The organism is Mesorhizobium sp. M2A.F.Ca.ET.067.02.1.1 (genome assembly GCF_004023285.1).
Classification (GTDB): Bacteria; Pseudomonadota; Alphaproteobacteria; order Rhizobiales; family Rhizobiaceae; genus Mesorhizobium.
On sequence record NZ_RZSB01000055.1, the window covers coordinates 1 to 15,638 of the forward strand.

Below are 15,638 nucleotides of genomic sequence, written 5' to 3' on the forward strand. Positions count from 1 at the left end.
GTTCTTCTTCGCATGGGTGGCCTCGACCGAGACGACCTTCGGCATCGAGCACCAGGTCGAGGACGAGAAGGTCGTCGGCATTTCGCTGACACATGCCGAAGGCAATCTCGCCAAGGTCGACATCACGGTCAAAAACCCGCGCGTCGGCTTGCTGGCACCCGGGCGTGACCAGTGGGCGTGGCTCTCCTATGCCGACCCACAGAACCCGACGGCTGGCGTCATTCCGTTGTTGTTCGGTCGCGTCGTCGGCGTGCCGCAGCAGGTCCAGGGCAACGCCATTGCCCTCACATTCCTTGCTCGTCCGGCCGCCTATGACACCATCAAGCGTGCGCTGGCCGACAGCATGAAGGTCTCGCCCTATTGGGACGCCATCTTCGTCAGCGAGGACAAGCGCAGCGACCCGGATTCGGTGCTGCAGGGCTACACGAAAGCCTGGCACATCGACCGAGTAACCCATGCGGTGACAGCTTCTGACATCCTCAACGGCGAGGATGGCCTGATCGACTTCGACGACGACTTCATCGCGACCAGCCTCGACATCTCCTACAGCCAGCCGCCGCTTTCAGCCGTGATGGTATCGGCCGAAATAAACTGGTCGCAGGACGCGACGGGCACGGTCGATTTCAGCCAGCAATTGATCACCGCCTTCACGCTGGTCGGCTCCGGCGACGGTCATTTCATCAAGTCGGAAACCGGTGCCGGCTTCATGGAGGATTTCCCGCAGGAAGGCGATCGCATCGGCGGCGGCTGGACCTACGGGGCCTGCTCGATCACCCGCGCCGACGGCACCGTGCTGCCCGAGGATTTCCAGCAGGTGGTGATGACCAACGGCACTGGGCAGTTCCCGGTCTGGGCCATGAAGCCGGTGTGGAAGGGCGACTACGATGTTTCCCGCAACCGGCAGGAAACGGTTTCCTTCACGCTCACTGCCGACTGCCAGGCGCTGGTCACCGATCCGGCCGGCGAGGACATCACGGAAATCAAGGTTTCCGGCGACGCCGACGAGCCGATCGACGAGGCAACGACCGACAATCCGTTCGGCCTGCCGATCGGCGATGTCCGCAACCGCGCCTATCTGCCGACAGCGAGGGGCCGCGAAAGCCTCGAATTCCTGATCTGCCTGGCGCGCAAGAGCATTCTGGAACGCGGCCGGGCGATTGCCATCACCTTCACCGTGCCGTTCAGTGCCGGCCTTGACCTGTCCTGCCGCAAGAATGCCCGTGTCGCCGATCCGCGCATTCCAGGCGGCGAGGCGACTGGCAAGATCATCGGCTACACGCTGACCGCGGCCAACGGCCAGATGCAGGCCACAATCACTATCGGTTGCTCCATAGGCAACGGCAACACGGTATCGATCAGCGACGGCACGCCGGCTTATGTCGAGGATGGCTATGTCGATACCGGATACCAGATTTATGACGGCCAGACCTATATGCCGGTCGCTGGCGAGGTCACCTATGAAGAGTTCGGATCGATCACGCCCAACGATGACCGCGTCGACTTCTTTGCCATGGACCCGGCGATGCTCATCGAGCAGATCACCATCATCAATCCGCTGCCGACCCAGCGCGCCGTGCTCAATGCGTTCCAGACCGATATTTCCGGCGCGATGAACGCCCTCAACCAGGTATTCACTGAGGTCGACGCCGACTTCAAGGTGCTGAAGGGCGGGCCGTTCATCACGGACTATCCGATCACGGTAAGCGCGCTCCAGGTGCCGCGCACGATCAACCTCGAGGCTGCCTGATGGCTGACTTCGGCGACATTCAAGGCATTCCCGACCCGTGGCGCGCTGGTCGCAATTCAAGCGGCGGCACCATTTCGTTCATCACCACGAACGATGGCGAAAGCGTCCTCAAGCGCGCGCTGTCCAAGATCAAGCCGGATCAGGGTGGCGAGGCCCACACCCGCTTCGGCAAGGCATCCCGCTTTACCCTGACGTCGCCGGATCAGAAGACGCAGCCGAGCGTCACGATCATCTGGCCCGACGACAACAACAAAAACGATGAGCCGAAGGAAATCCACATCTCGGAGTATGACTGGGTGTCGCGCTGCTGGGAAACCATCCGCGTCGAGAACCCCGATGATTCCGAGCAGTATGTGATGGTGAAGAATATCTACCGCATCGTGTTCCAGGGCCGCGATGACGGCCGCTTCATCGCGCTCAACCTGCCGCGCGCGGCCGACGACAAGAAATAAGGGCAATCCCCGATGGCAATCACGTATCGGACCGCCGGGGCCTGGGGCGCCGGCCAGGGCTACAACCTCGACGCTGCCCAGATCGACGCCAACTTTTACTTTCTCGACCAGCGCGTCCAGGACCTGATCGACAATCCGCCGCAGGCCGTCGGCATCTCGAACATCACCGTCGTCGGCACCCAGATGACCATCTATCTAGCCGATGCGACGGTGCTCGGTCCCTATACGCTGCCCCAGGCGGCATTCCGCCCGTCGACGGTCGCCGAGATCGACGGCGACACGTCCGGCATCTTCGAGCCGACGCTGGGCAACCGCAACGCCTATCTGCGCTACCTTGGCAGCGCCTCGCTCACCGTCATGCTGCCGGGCGACGACGAAGTCGCCTTCGCGGTCGACGACGAGATCACCTTCAGGCAAGTGGGCGATGGCGTCATCAGCTTTGACGCGGTGACCGGCGTCGTCATCGACGGCATGGCCGGCTTTCTCAACCAGACCGCCGGCAAGGGCAGCACCATCACCGCAAAGAAGGTGGCCGCCAACGAGTGGGAACTCATCGGCCGCCTCGCCGAGGATGTAACCAGCTGATGGCGCAGGCTTATGGCTCGAAGGACCATCCGGTCAACCTAGGTCCCTTCCGTCGCATCGTCGAGGTGCATTGGGGACCGGAAACGCATTTCGCCTTCCTATGGACGCCGCGCGGGCGCTCGACCATGATCAGCGCACCGGAAGGCTGCGACCCGCCGGATTACGGCGCGCCGTTCACCGGCTACCCGACCTTGCCTCCGCCAGGCGGCAGCTATATCTGGCTCGAGCGGACGGAATATTACCTGCCCGACGGCGAGCCGCAGGGCATCGCCGACATGGTGGTGCGCCGCAACAACCAGTGGCACGGGCTGAAGGATACGCCGGTCATCACCGGCCTGCCGACGCTGCCGGGACCGACGACGCATGGCGAATGGGAGCAAAGCTGGCTGCCGGTCGGCGGCACGACGGTCGTCACCGATACCGACGGCATGACGCAGCATGCCGAGCATGATCTTGCCGCGTCGTTCCGGCCGGATTCCGGCACCGATACCGATATTGACGTGCCGAACGCGCCTGGCTTCTTCCAGACCGGCTTCACGCCGACCTTCGGCTTTTCATCGCCGGCCTTCACCTCCGGCCCGGTCTGCTACACCGACGGCTTCTTTCAAACCTATCTGCGCCTCTATGCCTATCCCGCCTGGATCGACACGGTTCCGGTGCCGGTTGCCGGCATCGAGGTCACCTATAAAAAACACGTGTTCAAGGGCGTGGCGGCGCGCCGCCTCGAGACCGTGCATTCCGGCGAGACGATCTCGCTCGGCTGCTGGATCCTGTGCGAAAGGCAGAAGACCTCATGATGCCCGGAACCGTGGCGCAATTGCCGCCATCCGCCGCCGCCATACCGCCCTGGGTGCCGGTCGACGCCGACGGCATGCTCGATTTCGTCAATGGCCAATATTTCCTGGCAGGGCAGACAAGGGCGATCGCCACCCTGCTCGGCGGCGACTTCGACCCGGGCGCGATCTCCGGCTCGGGCATGTACGTCAATTTTGACAATTCGAACCGACCGACGCCGATCGGCGTCATGCTGACCAGGCTGCTCTCAGGCCTGGCCGCCGGCATGACGCTGGTCTTCGAGGTGTCGACCGCGAGCTCGCTCGGCGGCTGCCTGCTCTATATGGGCAACGACCCCGATTACAATTCCTCGAGCCTGTGGTGCCAGGCCTATATCGACGGCGACATCGACGACCAAAATTCGCTCGGCATCACCGCCTCGATCTCGGGAGCCGGAACACACCGGATCGCGCTGACCTTCAACCGCGACGTCGGCGGCGGCAATTATCAATACGCCTGGTGCCATGACGGCAACGCGGCCATCACCCAGACCGTGGCTTACGCCGCCTCGGTGATGTCTGCCTCGCAGCTCGGCTGGGATGGTGGCGCCGGCGATGGCCGCCAGCTGTTCCAGGCCCATATCCGCTCGATCACCTTCTATCCGGCCTTGACACCCACGGCGCTGCCGGCGCTAACCGCCTGATCAAATCAACCATCTGAACAAAGGAAAAGCCGATGGCGACGCTCATCGTCACCCTTTCGCGCATCGATGCGACACGCGATTACGATCCGCCCGTGGCCAAAGGATCGGGCTGCCGGACGGAAACCATCACGCTTCCCAACACCGGCAGTTTGACCGCCGACGGCGAAACGATCGTCGAGCTGCTGGCTGACGCCGACTGCTGGGTCGCCGTCGGCGCTTCGCCCGACGTCGATGGCGTCGATGTCCGCAAGATCAAGGCCGACATCCCCTACACCTTCGGCATCGCCGACGGCGAGAAGGTCAAGGTCAAGGCGGCATCCTGATGGCGCTCAATCGTCTCGGGCTCGGCCTTGGTGTCCAGTCCGCCACTTCGTCCGCCGCATCAAGCGGCCCCAACACCGCCGGCCAGCCCATCGGCCTCCTCCTCGTTTTGACAAAGGCATCCTGACATGGCTGACAATGTTGCGATCACGCAAGGCGCCGGGACCAGCATCGCGGCGGATGATGTTAGCGGCGTGCTTCACCAGCGCGTCAAAATTTCGCTTGGCGCGGATGGCGTCGCGACCGATGCGCTCGGCGGCGCCGGGGCAGTCGCGGCCGGCGTGCAACGAGTCACACTGGCTTCCGATGACCCAGCAGTGGCCACGCTGGGCGCGACTTCCGGCGCAGCTGTCACCACGGACGCCAACGGCACACTCCAGCAATATCTGCGTGGCCTGGTGAAGCAGTGGATCGCCGGCACGCTGGTCATCGGCGCCGGCACCAGCCTGATCGGCAAGGTCAAGACCAAGTTCATCGAGGCCGCGGCGGCGACGATGACGAGGCCGGCCGACACCAATGCCTATACCGCCAATGACGCGGTCGCGAACAACACCTCGGCTGGCTCGGTCACAGCGCTGTCCTTCTCGGTTTCCGATGTCAACGACGATACCATCACGCTCGAGCGCCTGCGCCTGATCACCAGCGACACGGGTGCGCAGGGCAAGAACTTCCGTGTCTGGCTCTATCGTGTAGCGGTCACGCCGGGTGCCGGCGACAATGCCGCGTTCACCGCGCCGCGCGGCTCCTTCATCGGCACCATGTCGGGAACGCTGCGCGCCATGAGCGACGGCGCAGCCGGCATCCTCGTTCCCGACGAAGGCGCGCGCATCATCGCCAAGCCGGTGTCCGGTGCGCAAACCGTCATTGCTCTGATCCAGACGCTCGATGCCTTTACTCCGCTCTCCGCGTCGACCTGGATTGCCACGCTGGAAGGCTTCCAGGGAGCCGCCTGATGTTTCCGCACCTGATTGGAAGGCGCGGGCCGGGCGCCTATGTGCCTATTGCCACTGGCGGTGGCACCGGCACCGGCATCGGCGATGGTGGTTCGGTCGAGCCGCCGGTCGTCACCACGAATGCTGCCGGCGATGTCACAGTTAAGGGCAAGATCAAGCCGGGGTCGTTCGGCAAGATCGTCGTGCCGCTGGCGACCGTACAGGCCGGCTATCGCTATACCTTCCGCTACACGCCGCACTTCTCGCAGCTCGCCCAGCAGGGCAAGCTCGCCATGGTCGGTTTCGGCTTCAAGAACAACAATGACTTCCACATCGTCGGTCTCAGGGGAGACGGCTCGACGGGCCTGCACAAATATAAGGTCTACGGCACGCCGCCGAACGGCTGGAACAAGGATACCGGCCACACCACCAGCGACGGCGGCGCGGCGGCTTCCGGCACCCAGGCCGGGCCGAACTATATCCGCCTGACCGTCTCGGTGGACGGCACGACCTATATGCTGGAATCCGGCACCGACGGCTCGGCATGGAACACCGAGTATTCCGGCGCTTCGCTTTCGCCATTCACGAATGTGTCCGGTGTCGTCAACTTCGGTCTGGCGCTCTGGTTCAACAATGCCGATGCCGGGCCGTACTCGATTTCCGTTGATCAGTTCGCGGCTGTGAGCACGACGATTGCGACCTTCACGATTGCCTCGGGCGCCGTCAGTTCCGACCTCACCGATTTCCCGGTCAAGGTGAACCTGGCCGACATGCCGGCCAATTTCTGGAATGAGGTGAAATCGGACGGCGGCGATATCCGCCTCTATGCCGCCGATGGCACGACCCAGCTTCCATTCGATCTGACGCTGTTTTTCCAGCCTGGGAAGGTCGGCGAACTTTTCACCAAGATGAACGTCGCGGCGGCTTCGAATACCGTTTTCAAGATCAAATGGGGCAACGCCAGCCTCAACCTTTTGCCGGCGACCGACACCTATGGCCGCAACGCGGTCTGGTCGGATTACGATGCGGTCATCATCAACGGGCTGACCAACCGTAACGGCAGCGGGCATGACGCGACGATCACCGGCAGCGGGCGCTTCGATTACATCAACTATAGCTGCACCGCAGTCGGAAGCGACGTTTCGGCGCATGAAGGTGTCGCTTATGACGGCACCTATTTCTATGTGATCGACACCACCACGATCGAGAAATACGACGCGAGCTGGAATCTGCTTCTCACCAACAGCAGCCCGATCAGCGGGGCAGGCCTTTCCGGTTCGGGCGCCAATCATCTCGGCGATGGCTGCATCGTCGGGGGCGAACTCTTCATCCCGATCGAGACCTATCCTAGCGGCCCCTACAGCAATCAGTGGGTCTGCGTCTTCGATCCGGGCGATCTTTCGTTCAAGCGCAAGTATGACATCTCGGCCAACGCGCATGAGGCCGCCGGCATCGCCTGGGATCCGACCAACAGCCGCTTCGTTATCGTGGATTTCACCTCGTCCGGAGACACCAAAATTCACAAATACGACGCCAGCTTCAGCTATCTCGGGTTCATCACGACGGCATCGATCCCGAGCAAGCAGGGCATCGAGTTTTGGAACGGCAACTATTATATCTCGACCGGCAATTTCTACCGCGTCTCGCTCGACGGCTCGACGACGGAGACTTGGGCGACCATCACCGGGTCTGGCGTCAACGGGTTCATGGAAGGTCTTGCGTCGAAGGGCGACGGTGCCTTCTACGTCCTCTTCGACGGCACCCCAAGCGCGATCTACACCCTTAGCCCAGACTACAGCCAGTATGGCTGGCTGATACTCACCTCCGGCTGCCTCAAAATCACCGGCCTCTCGAAGCGCACGGTCTGGACGATGGGAGCCTCGGAATATCAGGCGACCGTGCAAGGCAACGACAGCCTGGTGTCCTATAGCGACAATTCGTCAGACAGCGGCAACCGCGCCACGCTGCTCGTCAGGGGTGCCACAAGCAACTTCGGCGCGTGGAACAGTGCGGATAGTTGGCTGGACAGCTCCGGCTCGGCGCTCGTCAACGGCTCCAGGCATCGAGCAGCCCACACGTTCAACGGGACCACGAACCGCAAGATCTATCGAGACGGGGCGCTTACCGGCACCGATACGGGCACCGATCAGCGTCCGGCCGGAACTGGTGACACGTTCTATGTCGGCGGTTCGGATTCGGCCGCGCAGGAACCGTTCATTGGCAGCCTCAACTATCCATATCTGCGCAATGGGGAGTTGCCCGCCGCGTGGCTCGCTGCGGAATACGCGTCCTGGGCATCGACTGGCTTTTACGCTGTCAGCTAAGTAGAGTGGCGCTCGGGGAGGGTTGCCACTGATGGACCGCAACAGGTCTTTCGACGTGCTTCGGGCGATGGCAGCCTATTCGGTCGTGGCGTTCCATTGCCATCTGCCATTTGCGGTCGGCGGCTGGATCGGCGTCGAAGTGTTCTTCGTCCTCTCGGGTTTTCTGATCACGGGGCTATTGGTCGGCGAGTTCGACCGCACCGGCGGCGTCGATGTCGTGAGGTTCTATCTTCGGCGAATCCGGCGGCTATGGCCGCCGCTGCTGTTGATGCTCGCCGTCTATGCGTCAGCGGCGCCGTTCGTCTTCCCTGCCGACAACGCGGCGCGCGACGTGCTTCTTGCCGGGCTGTACCTGTCCGACTATTCCGTGCCGTTGTGGAAGGAGCCGTTTCTTCTCATTCACACATGGAGCCTGGCGGTCGAGGAACATTTCTACCTCGTTTGGCCGCTGGTGATCCTGATGCTGGCCCGGCTTCCACGCCGGCGGGCGTTCCTGATCCTGACGGCGTTCTGGCTTGTCGCGACGGCGTGGCGCTGGTGCGATCTCGCGATCGGCGTCGATTTCTACCGAACCTTCTATCGCTTCGACACCAATCTCAGCGGGCTCGCCATCGGTTCGGCCGGCGCGCTGGCGCCTTGGGTGATCGGTAAGGGCTGGACCTGGTTGGCAGGCGCGGCGTTGCTCGTCATCGCTGCTGTCGCGCCATTCTATTCGTCGATAACCGTGATGACCGCGCTTCCGGTCGATTTGCTTTCCGTCGTGCTGGTCGCAGGACTTGCTGCTTATCCAAACATGCTGCCGAGACACTTGGCCTACACAGGTGAGATCTCCTATTCGATCTACCTGTGGCATTACCCCATAGTGATCGCGCTGAAAGGCAGCGCGACACCCATGCTGCTTTTTGTGATTGCCGGCATTGCCTCGTGGATCATCGCTTGGGGCTCCTTTGAACTGGTCGAAAAGCCGCTTCGCTCTCGGAGCGCTCGGCGCGTGATGCCCACCGCCTAATCCAGTCTTCGCAAAATCTGAAAACATTCACCATCCGCGATCACGGAAGGAACTGCCATGGCTTCATCTCGAGAAAAGGAAGCGCTGGCCCGCGTGCTTGCGCATGAGGGCGGCTATGTGAACCATCCGCGAGATCCTGGCGGCCCGACCAACAAGGGCGTCACGCAGCGCGTCTATGATGCTTACCGGCGCGGCAAGGGGCTCGGCACCAAGTCTGTCCAGCAGATCGCGAACCAGGAAGTCGCCGATATCTATGATCGGCAGTATTGGGACGCCGTGAAGGGCGACGATCTGCCGGCCGGCATTGACTATGTAGTCTTCGACGGCGCGGTGAATTCCGGTCCGAAGCAATCGATCATTTGGCTGCAACGTGCCTTGGGCTCGGCCTACGGCGGTCGTATCGACGGCACGATGGGCCTGACCACGATCACGGCTGTCAACTCGGTCGAAGACCTTGATGCGCTTGTGGACGCCATCTGTGACCAGCGGATGAACTTCCTGCGCCACCTCTCGACCTTCCGGGTGTTTGGCGGCGGATGGACTGCGCGCGTCTCAGAGGTCCGCGCGATCGGCAAGGCGTGGGCGTCGAGCAACGCGCCACGCGTCGCCAACTTCTATGACGGTGCCAGCGCGAAGGCATTTGCCGAGGATGCCAACGAAGCTCCCACGACCGCGCCGGCCGATGTTGCAACAGGTGCTGGTGTCGGCGGCGGTGTGGTGGCAGGCACGCTCCAAAGCCTCCAGGATCAGCTCATGCCGTTCAGCTACGCGAGCCAGTGGATCGGCAAGGTGATCGTTGTCCTGGTCATCGTGAGCGCGATCCTGGCGATCGGTGGCCTTGGCTATCGCTGGTGGGCCAGCCGCAAGGCAAAGCGCCTCGCTGAGGCGGTCGGCTGATGGGCCGCACTTGGGTCATCTTCCTCGCCGAGCGCCTGTATGGGAGGGTCGCCTGTCCGTACCTCGTCATGCTCGCGATTGCGCTGGCGCTTTACATGGTGTGGGCATGAGCGACGAACCGGAAAAGACAGCGCCGCGCAAAAAGACCAGCTACATCGGCGTGCCGGCCGTCTTCAAGCTGGAATTGGCCTGCAAGCACATCAACGACGCCTATGGCGGCTTTGGCTGCTATGTCGTCGGCAGCGCCCTGGAGCGACCTGATTGGCGCGATGTCGATGTCGTCCTGATCCTCGACGACAAGCAGTTCCGGCGCGAATTCCCGAATGTGCAGGATTTCAGCACGGGGCTGTTCGAGTTCGATACCAAATGGCTGCTGCACACCGTAGCGCTTTCGGAATGGATGCGAGCCCAGACCGGCCTTCCGATCGATTTCAAGATCCAGCCGCAGACATGGGCCAATGAGCGGCATGGCGGCGGCACGCGCCATCCGCACGGGCTGCGCTTCGCCAACAGGAGACGCAGATGATCCAGGCTCGCCTCATCATCATCGGCGTCGTCATCATCGCCTTCATGGGCCTTGGTCTCGTTGCCTATCACTACAAGGTCGCGGCCAAGGACGCGCTTGTCGCTAGAGACGCGGCTATCCGCGATCGAGACCTGGCCGTGGCCACGAACAAGGCCAACGAAGCGGCCAGGCTGAAGGCGGAAGCCGACGCTGCGAAAGCCGACAAGCTGGTGTCGGCGCTCCAAGACGAGATCGACACCGCAAACCAGTCAACGCTGGACATGGCAACGAAGCTTTCCGAGATAAGGGCGAACAATGCGAAGGTCAACGACTTTCTTGGCACTCCTATCCCTGATGATCTCCTGCGGCTGTACAACGAACCCAAAGCCGCAGGTCATCACTGAGATCCAGCCTGTCGTCCGGCACATCCCGGCCGGGCTGAAGCGCAAGTGCCCGCGCATCTGGAAGAAGCAGGGCGCGGTCGCCGGCGATCGTCTTGACGGTGCCAAGAATGCCGGCGATCTGCTTGATCGTGGCAACGTCAACAAGACCGGCCTGCTGATCTGCGCGGCGCGGATGGACAAGGTCATCGAATGGGATGACGGGCAATGAAATTCTGGCTTGCCGGCATGATCGTTTTTGGCCTGTTCTGCGTTGTGATGATGGCCGTCACCTCTCATTGAATTTCGCAGTGCATGAAGGGCAGCGGGGCGGATGGCAGAGGAAGAGATAGAGATGCTTGCGATCAAGGTGGATAAGCGCCCGATCTCCCAAGCGCAGCTCCTTGGGTTCGTTGTGGTGCTCGTGGTGCAGGCCTTCGCGGCGGGCGGGATATACTGGCAGGTCCAGTCAACCATGCAGAATGCGGCCTCAAAGCACGATTTGAGCACTCTCGCCGCCAAGGTCGATGCGCAGGAAACCGACCGCGACCGCCGCTGGCAGTCGATCGACCGGACCTTGGCCGACATCAGCGACAAGCTGAAACCCCTGGACAATGTGACCTACAGGCTCGATCAGCAGGACAAGCGCAACGACGCGCAGGACAACCGGATCGATAGAACCCTGGACATCATGGGCACCAAGTTCGACGCCCTGACGGCCGCAGTCGGCGAGGTGAAGGCCGATCTCCGGGCCTTGGCTGCCAAATCGCAGCCGACGACGTACCGATCTCCCTGATCCTCCCAAGAGCGATGCCATGCGCTCTGCCTCGCTCGCGTGTCCTTCGGGATGCGCGGGCTTTTCGCGTTTCAGGCATCGAGGTCCAGCGGCTCATGTTGGGGCTTCTCGTGCCACATGACCTGCCGAAGGTCTCTGCGGTCTACAATCTGTCGGCACCGTCGGCATGCGTAGAAATGATCGTTTATTGAGGGCGGCTCCCCGCCGTGGCGCTTGCCAATGATCGGCGGTCCCAGATCGGAAAGCTTCGTCATAACCACTCGTCCATCAAATTTCGCTAAAATGCTCGGAACCGATCGCGCCACCACGGCTTGAATCGCGGTTGTTGGGTGTTGTGCATGCGTAACGAAGAACCCCGGCTGAAGTTCATCAAGCCGATGGAGCCGCGCCTGGTGAAGACGGCGCCGGTGAGCGACGACTGGTTCCACGAGATCAAATACGACGGTTTTAGGACCCAGCTGATCCTCGACTGGGCCGGCGCCCGCGCGTTCTCCAGAAATGGCCATGACTGGTCCAAGCGCTACTGGCCGATCGTGCAGGCCGCTGAAAAACTCCCCGCCAAGTCCTTCATCATGGATGGCGAGATGATCGCACCGGACGAAGACGGCCGGCCGAACTTTCACGCCATGCATTCACGCATGACCTGGAACGCCGAGCAGCTCGCCTATGTCCCTTTCGACATCCTGCATCTCGACGGCCGCGACCTGCGCGCCGTGCCAGCGATCGAGCGCAAGGCGATCCTCTGGGACCTGGTGAAGCCGGCGACCGGCATCATCCAGTATTCGGTCCATGTCGAGGGCGGCGGCGCCGACTTCTTCGAGGGCGTCGAGCGCATGGGCCTCGAGGGCATGGTCTCGAAGCGGCGCGGCAGCTCCTATCGCAGCGGCGCCTCGGATGCCTGGCTGAAGATCAAATGCTGGGAGACGCATGATTTCGAGCTTTGGGGCATCCGCCGCCGGCCGGGCAAGCGCACGGAAGCGATCGTCGGTCGGGAAGGCCGATATGCCGGCGCGCCGGCGATCAACGTGACCAAGGAAATCCGCGCGCGGCTTCTCAAGCGCATGCGCACGGCGCCGCCGGCGGCCGTGCCAAGGGCGATCGCCGGCGATGATGTCGAATGGCTGCAGCCCGGCATCAGGGCGCGCGTGCGCTCGCTGCGCGGCGAGGCCAAGCTGAGGCACGGATCCGTCACCGGCATCCTCGAAGGTTGATCGGCCGGCGCGCCGCACCTATGTCGGGCGCATGTCGTGGCTGCCCGAAATCACCTATCCACTCACCGTCGACACGATCGGCAAGGTGCTGGCGCTCGGCGGCGAGATCTCGGTGAACTGCCACAACCATGGCTGCGGTCACTATGGCCGCCTCAACCTGGTGCGGCTCGCCCGCAAGGTCGGCATGGATTATCCATGCGGCGACGTCGCTCTCAGGAAGCAGACGCATTGCCCGCGCTGCCGCGCGGCCGGCCGCGACCCGAAGAACATCGGCTTCATCAGCCACGCGCTGAGCGCCGAGCATTGCGAATGGCCATATCAGCGCGAGCTGGCCAGGCGGCAGGTCGGCAAGCGGGCCGGCTGACCGGTTTCAACTTTCGCTGTTTTTGCCGGCAATTCGAACGGCTCGCGAGTCGAAACCACCTGTTGACGCTATTCGGCGTTTCCCTGGCCTGTCACGCCGGCGATTTAACCGGCAACCTTTTGCCTCGAACCACCGCTCTTCCTGCCGCCTATCATGCCACAAATCATGCCACAAAATTGTTGTGCGTCGATAATTCACGTTTAATTTCAATGGACCACAACCGCGCCGAGTCCCTTCATCCGCACCATCCTTTGCTCTTCGAGCTTCGTATGGCAGGCCACCTAAAGCTCGAAGAGCCGACCTCCGAAGCCCTGGCGAAGGAGGACCGACGCCAGGCCTTCTGCTCTATGCAGTCATCAAACCGACATTGAGGCTCTGCTAGCAGGCGGGTTTGCAGTCGACCGGCCACCCGCATGCGCATCGCGATTCTGGACAGGACTATCGTTCGAACCCTGATCGTGCTTGCGATCGCCCAGCTCATGGGCTGGGGATCGGTCGGGCTGTTGGCTATCGTCGGCAGCCAGATAGCCGCCGACCTTCAAATCAGCATAGCGGCGGTGTTCGCCGGCAATTCGGTATTTTATGTGGTCATGGGCCTGTGGGCGCCGCCGCTGGCAAAGGCTTTCAATGCCTTCGGCGCCCGCAAGGTGATGATCATGGGCACGATCCTTGCCGCTCCGGGCTTCGTGGCGCTGGCGGCCGCGCACGGGCCGGTTCTCTATTTTACCGCATGGGTCATCCTTGGCACGGCTGGGTGCGCGATGCTGACGACGGCGGCCTACATCATGCTGAACGAGGTCGCCGGCAGCAGCGCCAAGAGCGCCATTGGCGTGCTTATGCTGATGACCGGCTTGTCGAGCAGCATCTTCTGGCCCGCCGCCGCCTTCCTGTCCGGGCTGATCGGCTGGCGCATGACTTGCCTCGTCTACGCGGCGGCCATGATCGTGGTCTGCCTGCCGCTCTATGCCTTCGGCTTGCCGCGCCGGCCGCCATCGCCGAAAGCCTCGTCAACGGTTCCGGCAACCCGGAAAACTCCAGCCGTGCCGGCAGGCATCTTCCGTCTGATCGTTTCGGCGATCACGCTCAATGCCTTCGTCACGTTCGGATTCAGCGCCATACTGATCGAACTGCTTAAGGCCGAGGGACTTCCCGCCGGAGAAGCCGTCGCCTTCGGCTCGATGCTGGGCATCCTTCAGGTCGGCGCCAGGGGCGTCGATTTTCTGGGCGCTGGACGCTGGGACGGGATGACCACCGCGCTTTTCGCCGGATTGGCGCTGCCGTTCGCCATGCTGCTTCTCATTCTGGGTCACGGCACGCACTGGTCGATTGCCGGCTTCATTCTCCTCTATGGCTTGGGCAGCGGCATTCTTGCCGTGTCGCGGGCAACGATACCTCTGGTGTTCTACGACCAGGCGGCCTACGCGCGGGCCGCATCCAACATCGCTCTCCCGCTCAACCTGATTTCCGCCATATCGCCGCCATTGCTGGCCGGACTGTTGGCGCATTTTGGCAGCGAAGCCGTGCTCGGCCTCGCGATGCTCTGCTCCTGCGGCGCGTTTGTGGCCTTGCTGCGCTTGAACCGACGCCGTCCGGCTAGGGCCACTGCTGGAACCGTGACTTAAGGTGGGTCGAATGTTGACACATCTCAGTAAAGCGGCTCCTGGAACAGCGCCTTGTCGCCGTCCATCAGCGCCTTGATCTGTGCCGTGCCGTCGGATGCGAGCGCAAGCTTGATGCCGAACGGCCGCACGCGCATGTCGTCCTGGATCGCCACGCCCTCGCCTTCCGGCAAATAGAAGCGGTCGATCCCATAGTCGGGCGCGATCGTCGCGTCCGTATCACGAAGGCCCCAGCCCTCAACGACATGGCCGGCAATGTCTGCTTCGCCCTCGCCTGCCGGCGCGGGCGCCTGGCCGAACCAGGCGGTCGTCGGCTGCCAATAACCGTCGGCGCCCTTCCTGAGCCGCACCACGATCGATGTGTCCTCGCTGGAGAACTTGCCTTCCGGAATGTTGGCGATCAATTTCACCGGAATGCGCGAAATGTTGTTGTTGAGAGAGATGTAGTCGCCGCGCAGGAGATCGCGCGGATCGACGGGCTGGACTTTCAACAGCACTTCCTTGCCGTTGCGCAGGATCGCCGCGCGGCTGGCGATGATCCAGCTGAGAAAGCCGATCTGGACAAGCGCCAGCACCAGCGCGGAGATGATCAGTTTCTTGCCGGTCATGCCGCTGCTCCTGTTCCGGCAGGCGCTTTCATGCGCTTTTCGATGCGGATGATGACCAGCGCCAGCATGCCGAGCAGCACCGCCGCCGCCAGGAAGAAGCCGGCCGTATCCAGCATCGACCTCAAGGTGACGCTGTAGATGATGGCGAGTTCGAAGGCGAAGCCGGTATAGGCCAGCCAGCGCAAGCCCCTGCTCTCGCGCCCCGCCAGCATGATTGCCGCCACGATACTGGCCAGCGCCACGATCGAAGCGATGGCAAACCCGCTGTTGTTTGTGCTTTCATCGGCCAGCTCGAACTGGATGATCGCCATGCCGGTGAGGAAGCCGAGCAAGGCATGCAAGGGCAGCCGGCCGCCGAGCTGGAGGATCCTGTCGATCGGATCGCCGGCAAAGACCGAAGCGGCAAAGAGC

At 62.6% G+C, this 15,638-nt stretch carries 19 protein-coding genes and 1 pseudogene; 18 read left to right on the top strand and 2 right to left on the bottom strand.

Features of this window, described 5'->3' with window-relative positions:
• From EOA28_RS38700 to EOA28_RS07515, 18 genes are all read left to right on the top strand, one after another.
• Positions 1 to 1,747, top strand: a 1,747-nt coding sequence (locus EOA28_RS38700) for a hypothetical protein (RefSeq protein WP_189341968.1), incomplete at its 5' end; no start/stop codon positions are given.
• Positions 1,747 to 2,199: a hypothetical protein gene (locus EOA28_RS07430; protein WP_128314758.1), complete on the top strand. Its 453-nt coding sequence runs from the start codon at positions 1,747 to 1,749 to the stop codon at positions 2,197 to 2,199. The genes EOA28_RS38700 and EOA28_RS07430, both read left to right, overlap by 1 nt.
• 12 nt (positions 2,200 to 2,211) lie before the next feature.
• Positions 2,212 to 2,784, top strand: a complete 573-nt coding sequence (locus EOA28_RS07435) for a hypothetical protein (RefSeq protein WP_128314759.1) — start codon at positions 2,212 to 2,214, stop codon at positions 2,782 to 2,784.
• Positions 2,784 to 3,581 carry a hypothetical protein gene (locus EOA28_RS07440; protein ID WP_128314760.1) on the top strand — a complete coding sequence of 266 codons (798 nt, stop codon included), beginning with the start codon at positions 2,784 to 2,786 and terminating at the stop codon, positions 3,579 to 3,581. Before EOA28_RS07435 ends, EOA28_RS07440 begins: the two co-directional genes overlap by 1 nt.
• On the top strand, positions 3,578 to 4,261 hold the full coding sequence (locus EOA28_RS07445; protein WP_128314761.1) for a hypothetical protein: 684 nt from the start codon (positions 3,578 to 3,580) through the stop codon (positions 4,259 to 4,261). Before EOA28_RS07440 ends, EOA28_RS07445 begins: the two co-directional genes overlap by 4 nt.
• Positions 4,262 to 4,293: 32 nt before the next feature.
• On the top strand, positions 4,294 to 4,584 hold the full coding sequence (locus EOA28_RS07450) for a hypothetical protein (RefSeq protein WP_128314762.1): 291 nt from the start codon (positions 4,294 to 4,296) through the stop codon (positions 4,582 to 4,584).
• Between the two features lie 126 nt (positions 4,585 to 4,710).
• Positions 4,711 to 5,535 (top strand): hypothetical protein, encoded by an 825-nt coding sequence (locus EOA28_RS07455; protein ID WP_128314763.1) that lies wholly within the window; start codon positions 4,711 to 4,713, stop codon positions 5,533 to 5,535.
• Entirely contained in the window at positions 5,535 to 7,838 is a 2,304-nt protein-coding gene (locus tag EOA28_RS07460) for a LamG-like jellyroll fold domain-containing protein (protein WP_128314764.1), read from the top strand. Before EOA28_RS07455 ends, EOA28_RS07460 begins: the two co-directional genes overlap by 1 nt.
• Before the next feature lie 31 nt (positions 7,839 to 7,869).
• The gene (locus tag EOA28_RS07465) at positions 7,870 to 8,847 is read left to right on the top strand and encodes an acyltransferase (RefSeq protein ID WP_128314765.1); all 978 of its coding nucleotides are present in this window, start codon (positions 7,870 to 7,872) and stop codon (positions 8,845 to 8,847) included.
• A gap of 93 nt (positions 8,848 to 8,940) precedes the next feature.
• Positions 8,941 to 9,744 (top strand): glycoside hydrolase family 108 protein, encoded by an 804-nt coding sequence (locus tag EOA28_RS07470; RefSeq protein WP_245501489.1) that lies wholly within the window; start codon positions 8,941 to 8,943, stop codon positions 9,742 to 9,744.
• 106 nt (positions 9,745 to 9,850) lie between these two features.
• Positions 9,851 to 10,270 (top strand): hypothetical protein, encoded by a 420-nt coding sequence (locus tag EOA28_RS07475; RefSeq protein WP_128314767.1) that lies wholly within the window; start codon positions 9,851 to 9,853, stop codon positions 10,268 to 10,270.
• Complete coding sequence (locus tag EOA28_RS07480; RefSeq protein ID WP_128314768.1) at positions 10,267 to 10,653, top strand: hypothetical protein; 387 nt, start codon at positions 10,267 to 10,269, stop codon at positions 10,651 to 10,653. Before EOA28_RS07475 ends, EOA28_RS07480 begins: the two co-directional genes overlap by 4 nt.
• Positions 10,604 to 10,861, top strand: a complete 258-nt coding sequence (locus EOA28_RS07485) for a hypothetical protein (protein WP_128314769.1) — start codon at positions 10,604 to 10,606, stop codon at positions 10,859 to 10,861. The genes EOA28_RS07480 and EOA28_RS07485 overlap by 50 nt, the downstream gene beginning before the upstream one ends.
• Positions 10,862 to 10,984: 123 nt before the next feature.
• Positions 10,985 to 11,425: a hypothetical protein gene (locus tag EOA28_RS07490; RefSeq protein ID WP_128314770.1), complete on the top strand. Its 441-nt coding sequence runs from the start codon at positions 10,985 to 10,987 to the stop codon at positions 11,423 to 11,425.
• A gap of 338 nt (positions 11,426 to 11,763) precedes the next feature.
• Complete coding sequence (locus EOA28_RS07500) at positions 11,764 to 12,636, top strand: RNA ligase family protein (RefSeq protein WP_128314772.1); 873 nt, start codon at positions 11,764 to 11,766, stop codon at positions 12,634 to 12,636.
• 31 nt (positions 12,637 to 12,667) lie between these two features.
• Positions 12,668 to 13,000: a hypothetical protein gene (locus tag EOA28_RS07505; RefSeq protein ID WP_128314773.1), complete on the top strand. Its 333-nt coding sequence runs from the start codon at positions 12,668 to 12,670 to the stop codon at positions 12,998 to 13,000.
• A 62-nt stretch (positions 13,001 to 13,062) separates the two neighbouring features.
• Positions 13,063 to 13,371: a hypothetical protein gene (locus EOA28_RS07510; protein WP_128314774.1), complete on the top strand. Its 309-nt coding sequence runs from the start codon at positions 13,063 to 13,065 to the stop codon at positions 13,369 to 13,371.
• Positions 13,372 to 13,413: 42 nt separating this feature from the next.
• A complete protein-coding gene (locus EOA28_RS07515) occupies positions 13,414 to 14,622 on the top strand; it encodes an MFS transporter (protein WP_127253845.1) in 1,209 nt (402 codons plus the stop codon).
• A gap of 23 nt (positions 14,623 to 14,645) precedes the next feature.
• On the opposite strand, the gene EOA28_RS07520 is transcribed toward EOA28_RS07515, so the two are convergent.
• Both EOA28_RS07520 and EOA28_RS07525 read right to left on the bottom strand, forming a co-directional pair.
• Positions 14,646 to 15,227: a GDYXXLXY domain-containing protein gene (locus EOA28_RS07520; protein ID WP_126082311.1), complete on the bottom strand. Its 582-nt coding sequence runs from the start codon at positions 15,225 to 15,227 to the stop codon at positions 14,646 to 14,648.
• Positions 15,224 to 15,638 (bottom strand): annotated as a pseudogene (locus EOA28_RS07525) (DUF2157 domain-containing protein); the annotation flags it as partial. The pseudogene EOA28_RS07525 and the gene EOA28_RS07520, both read right to left, overlap by 4 nt.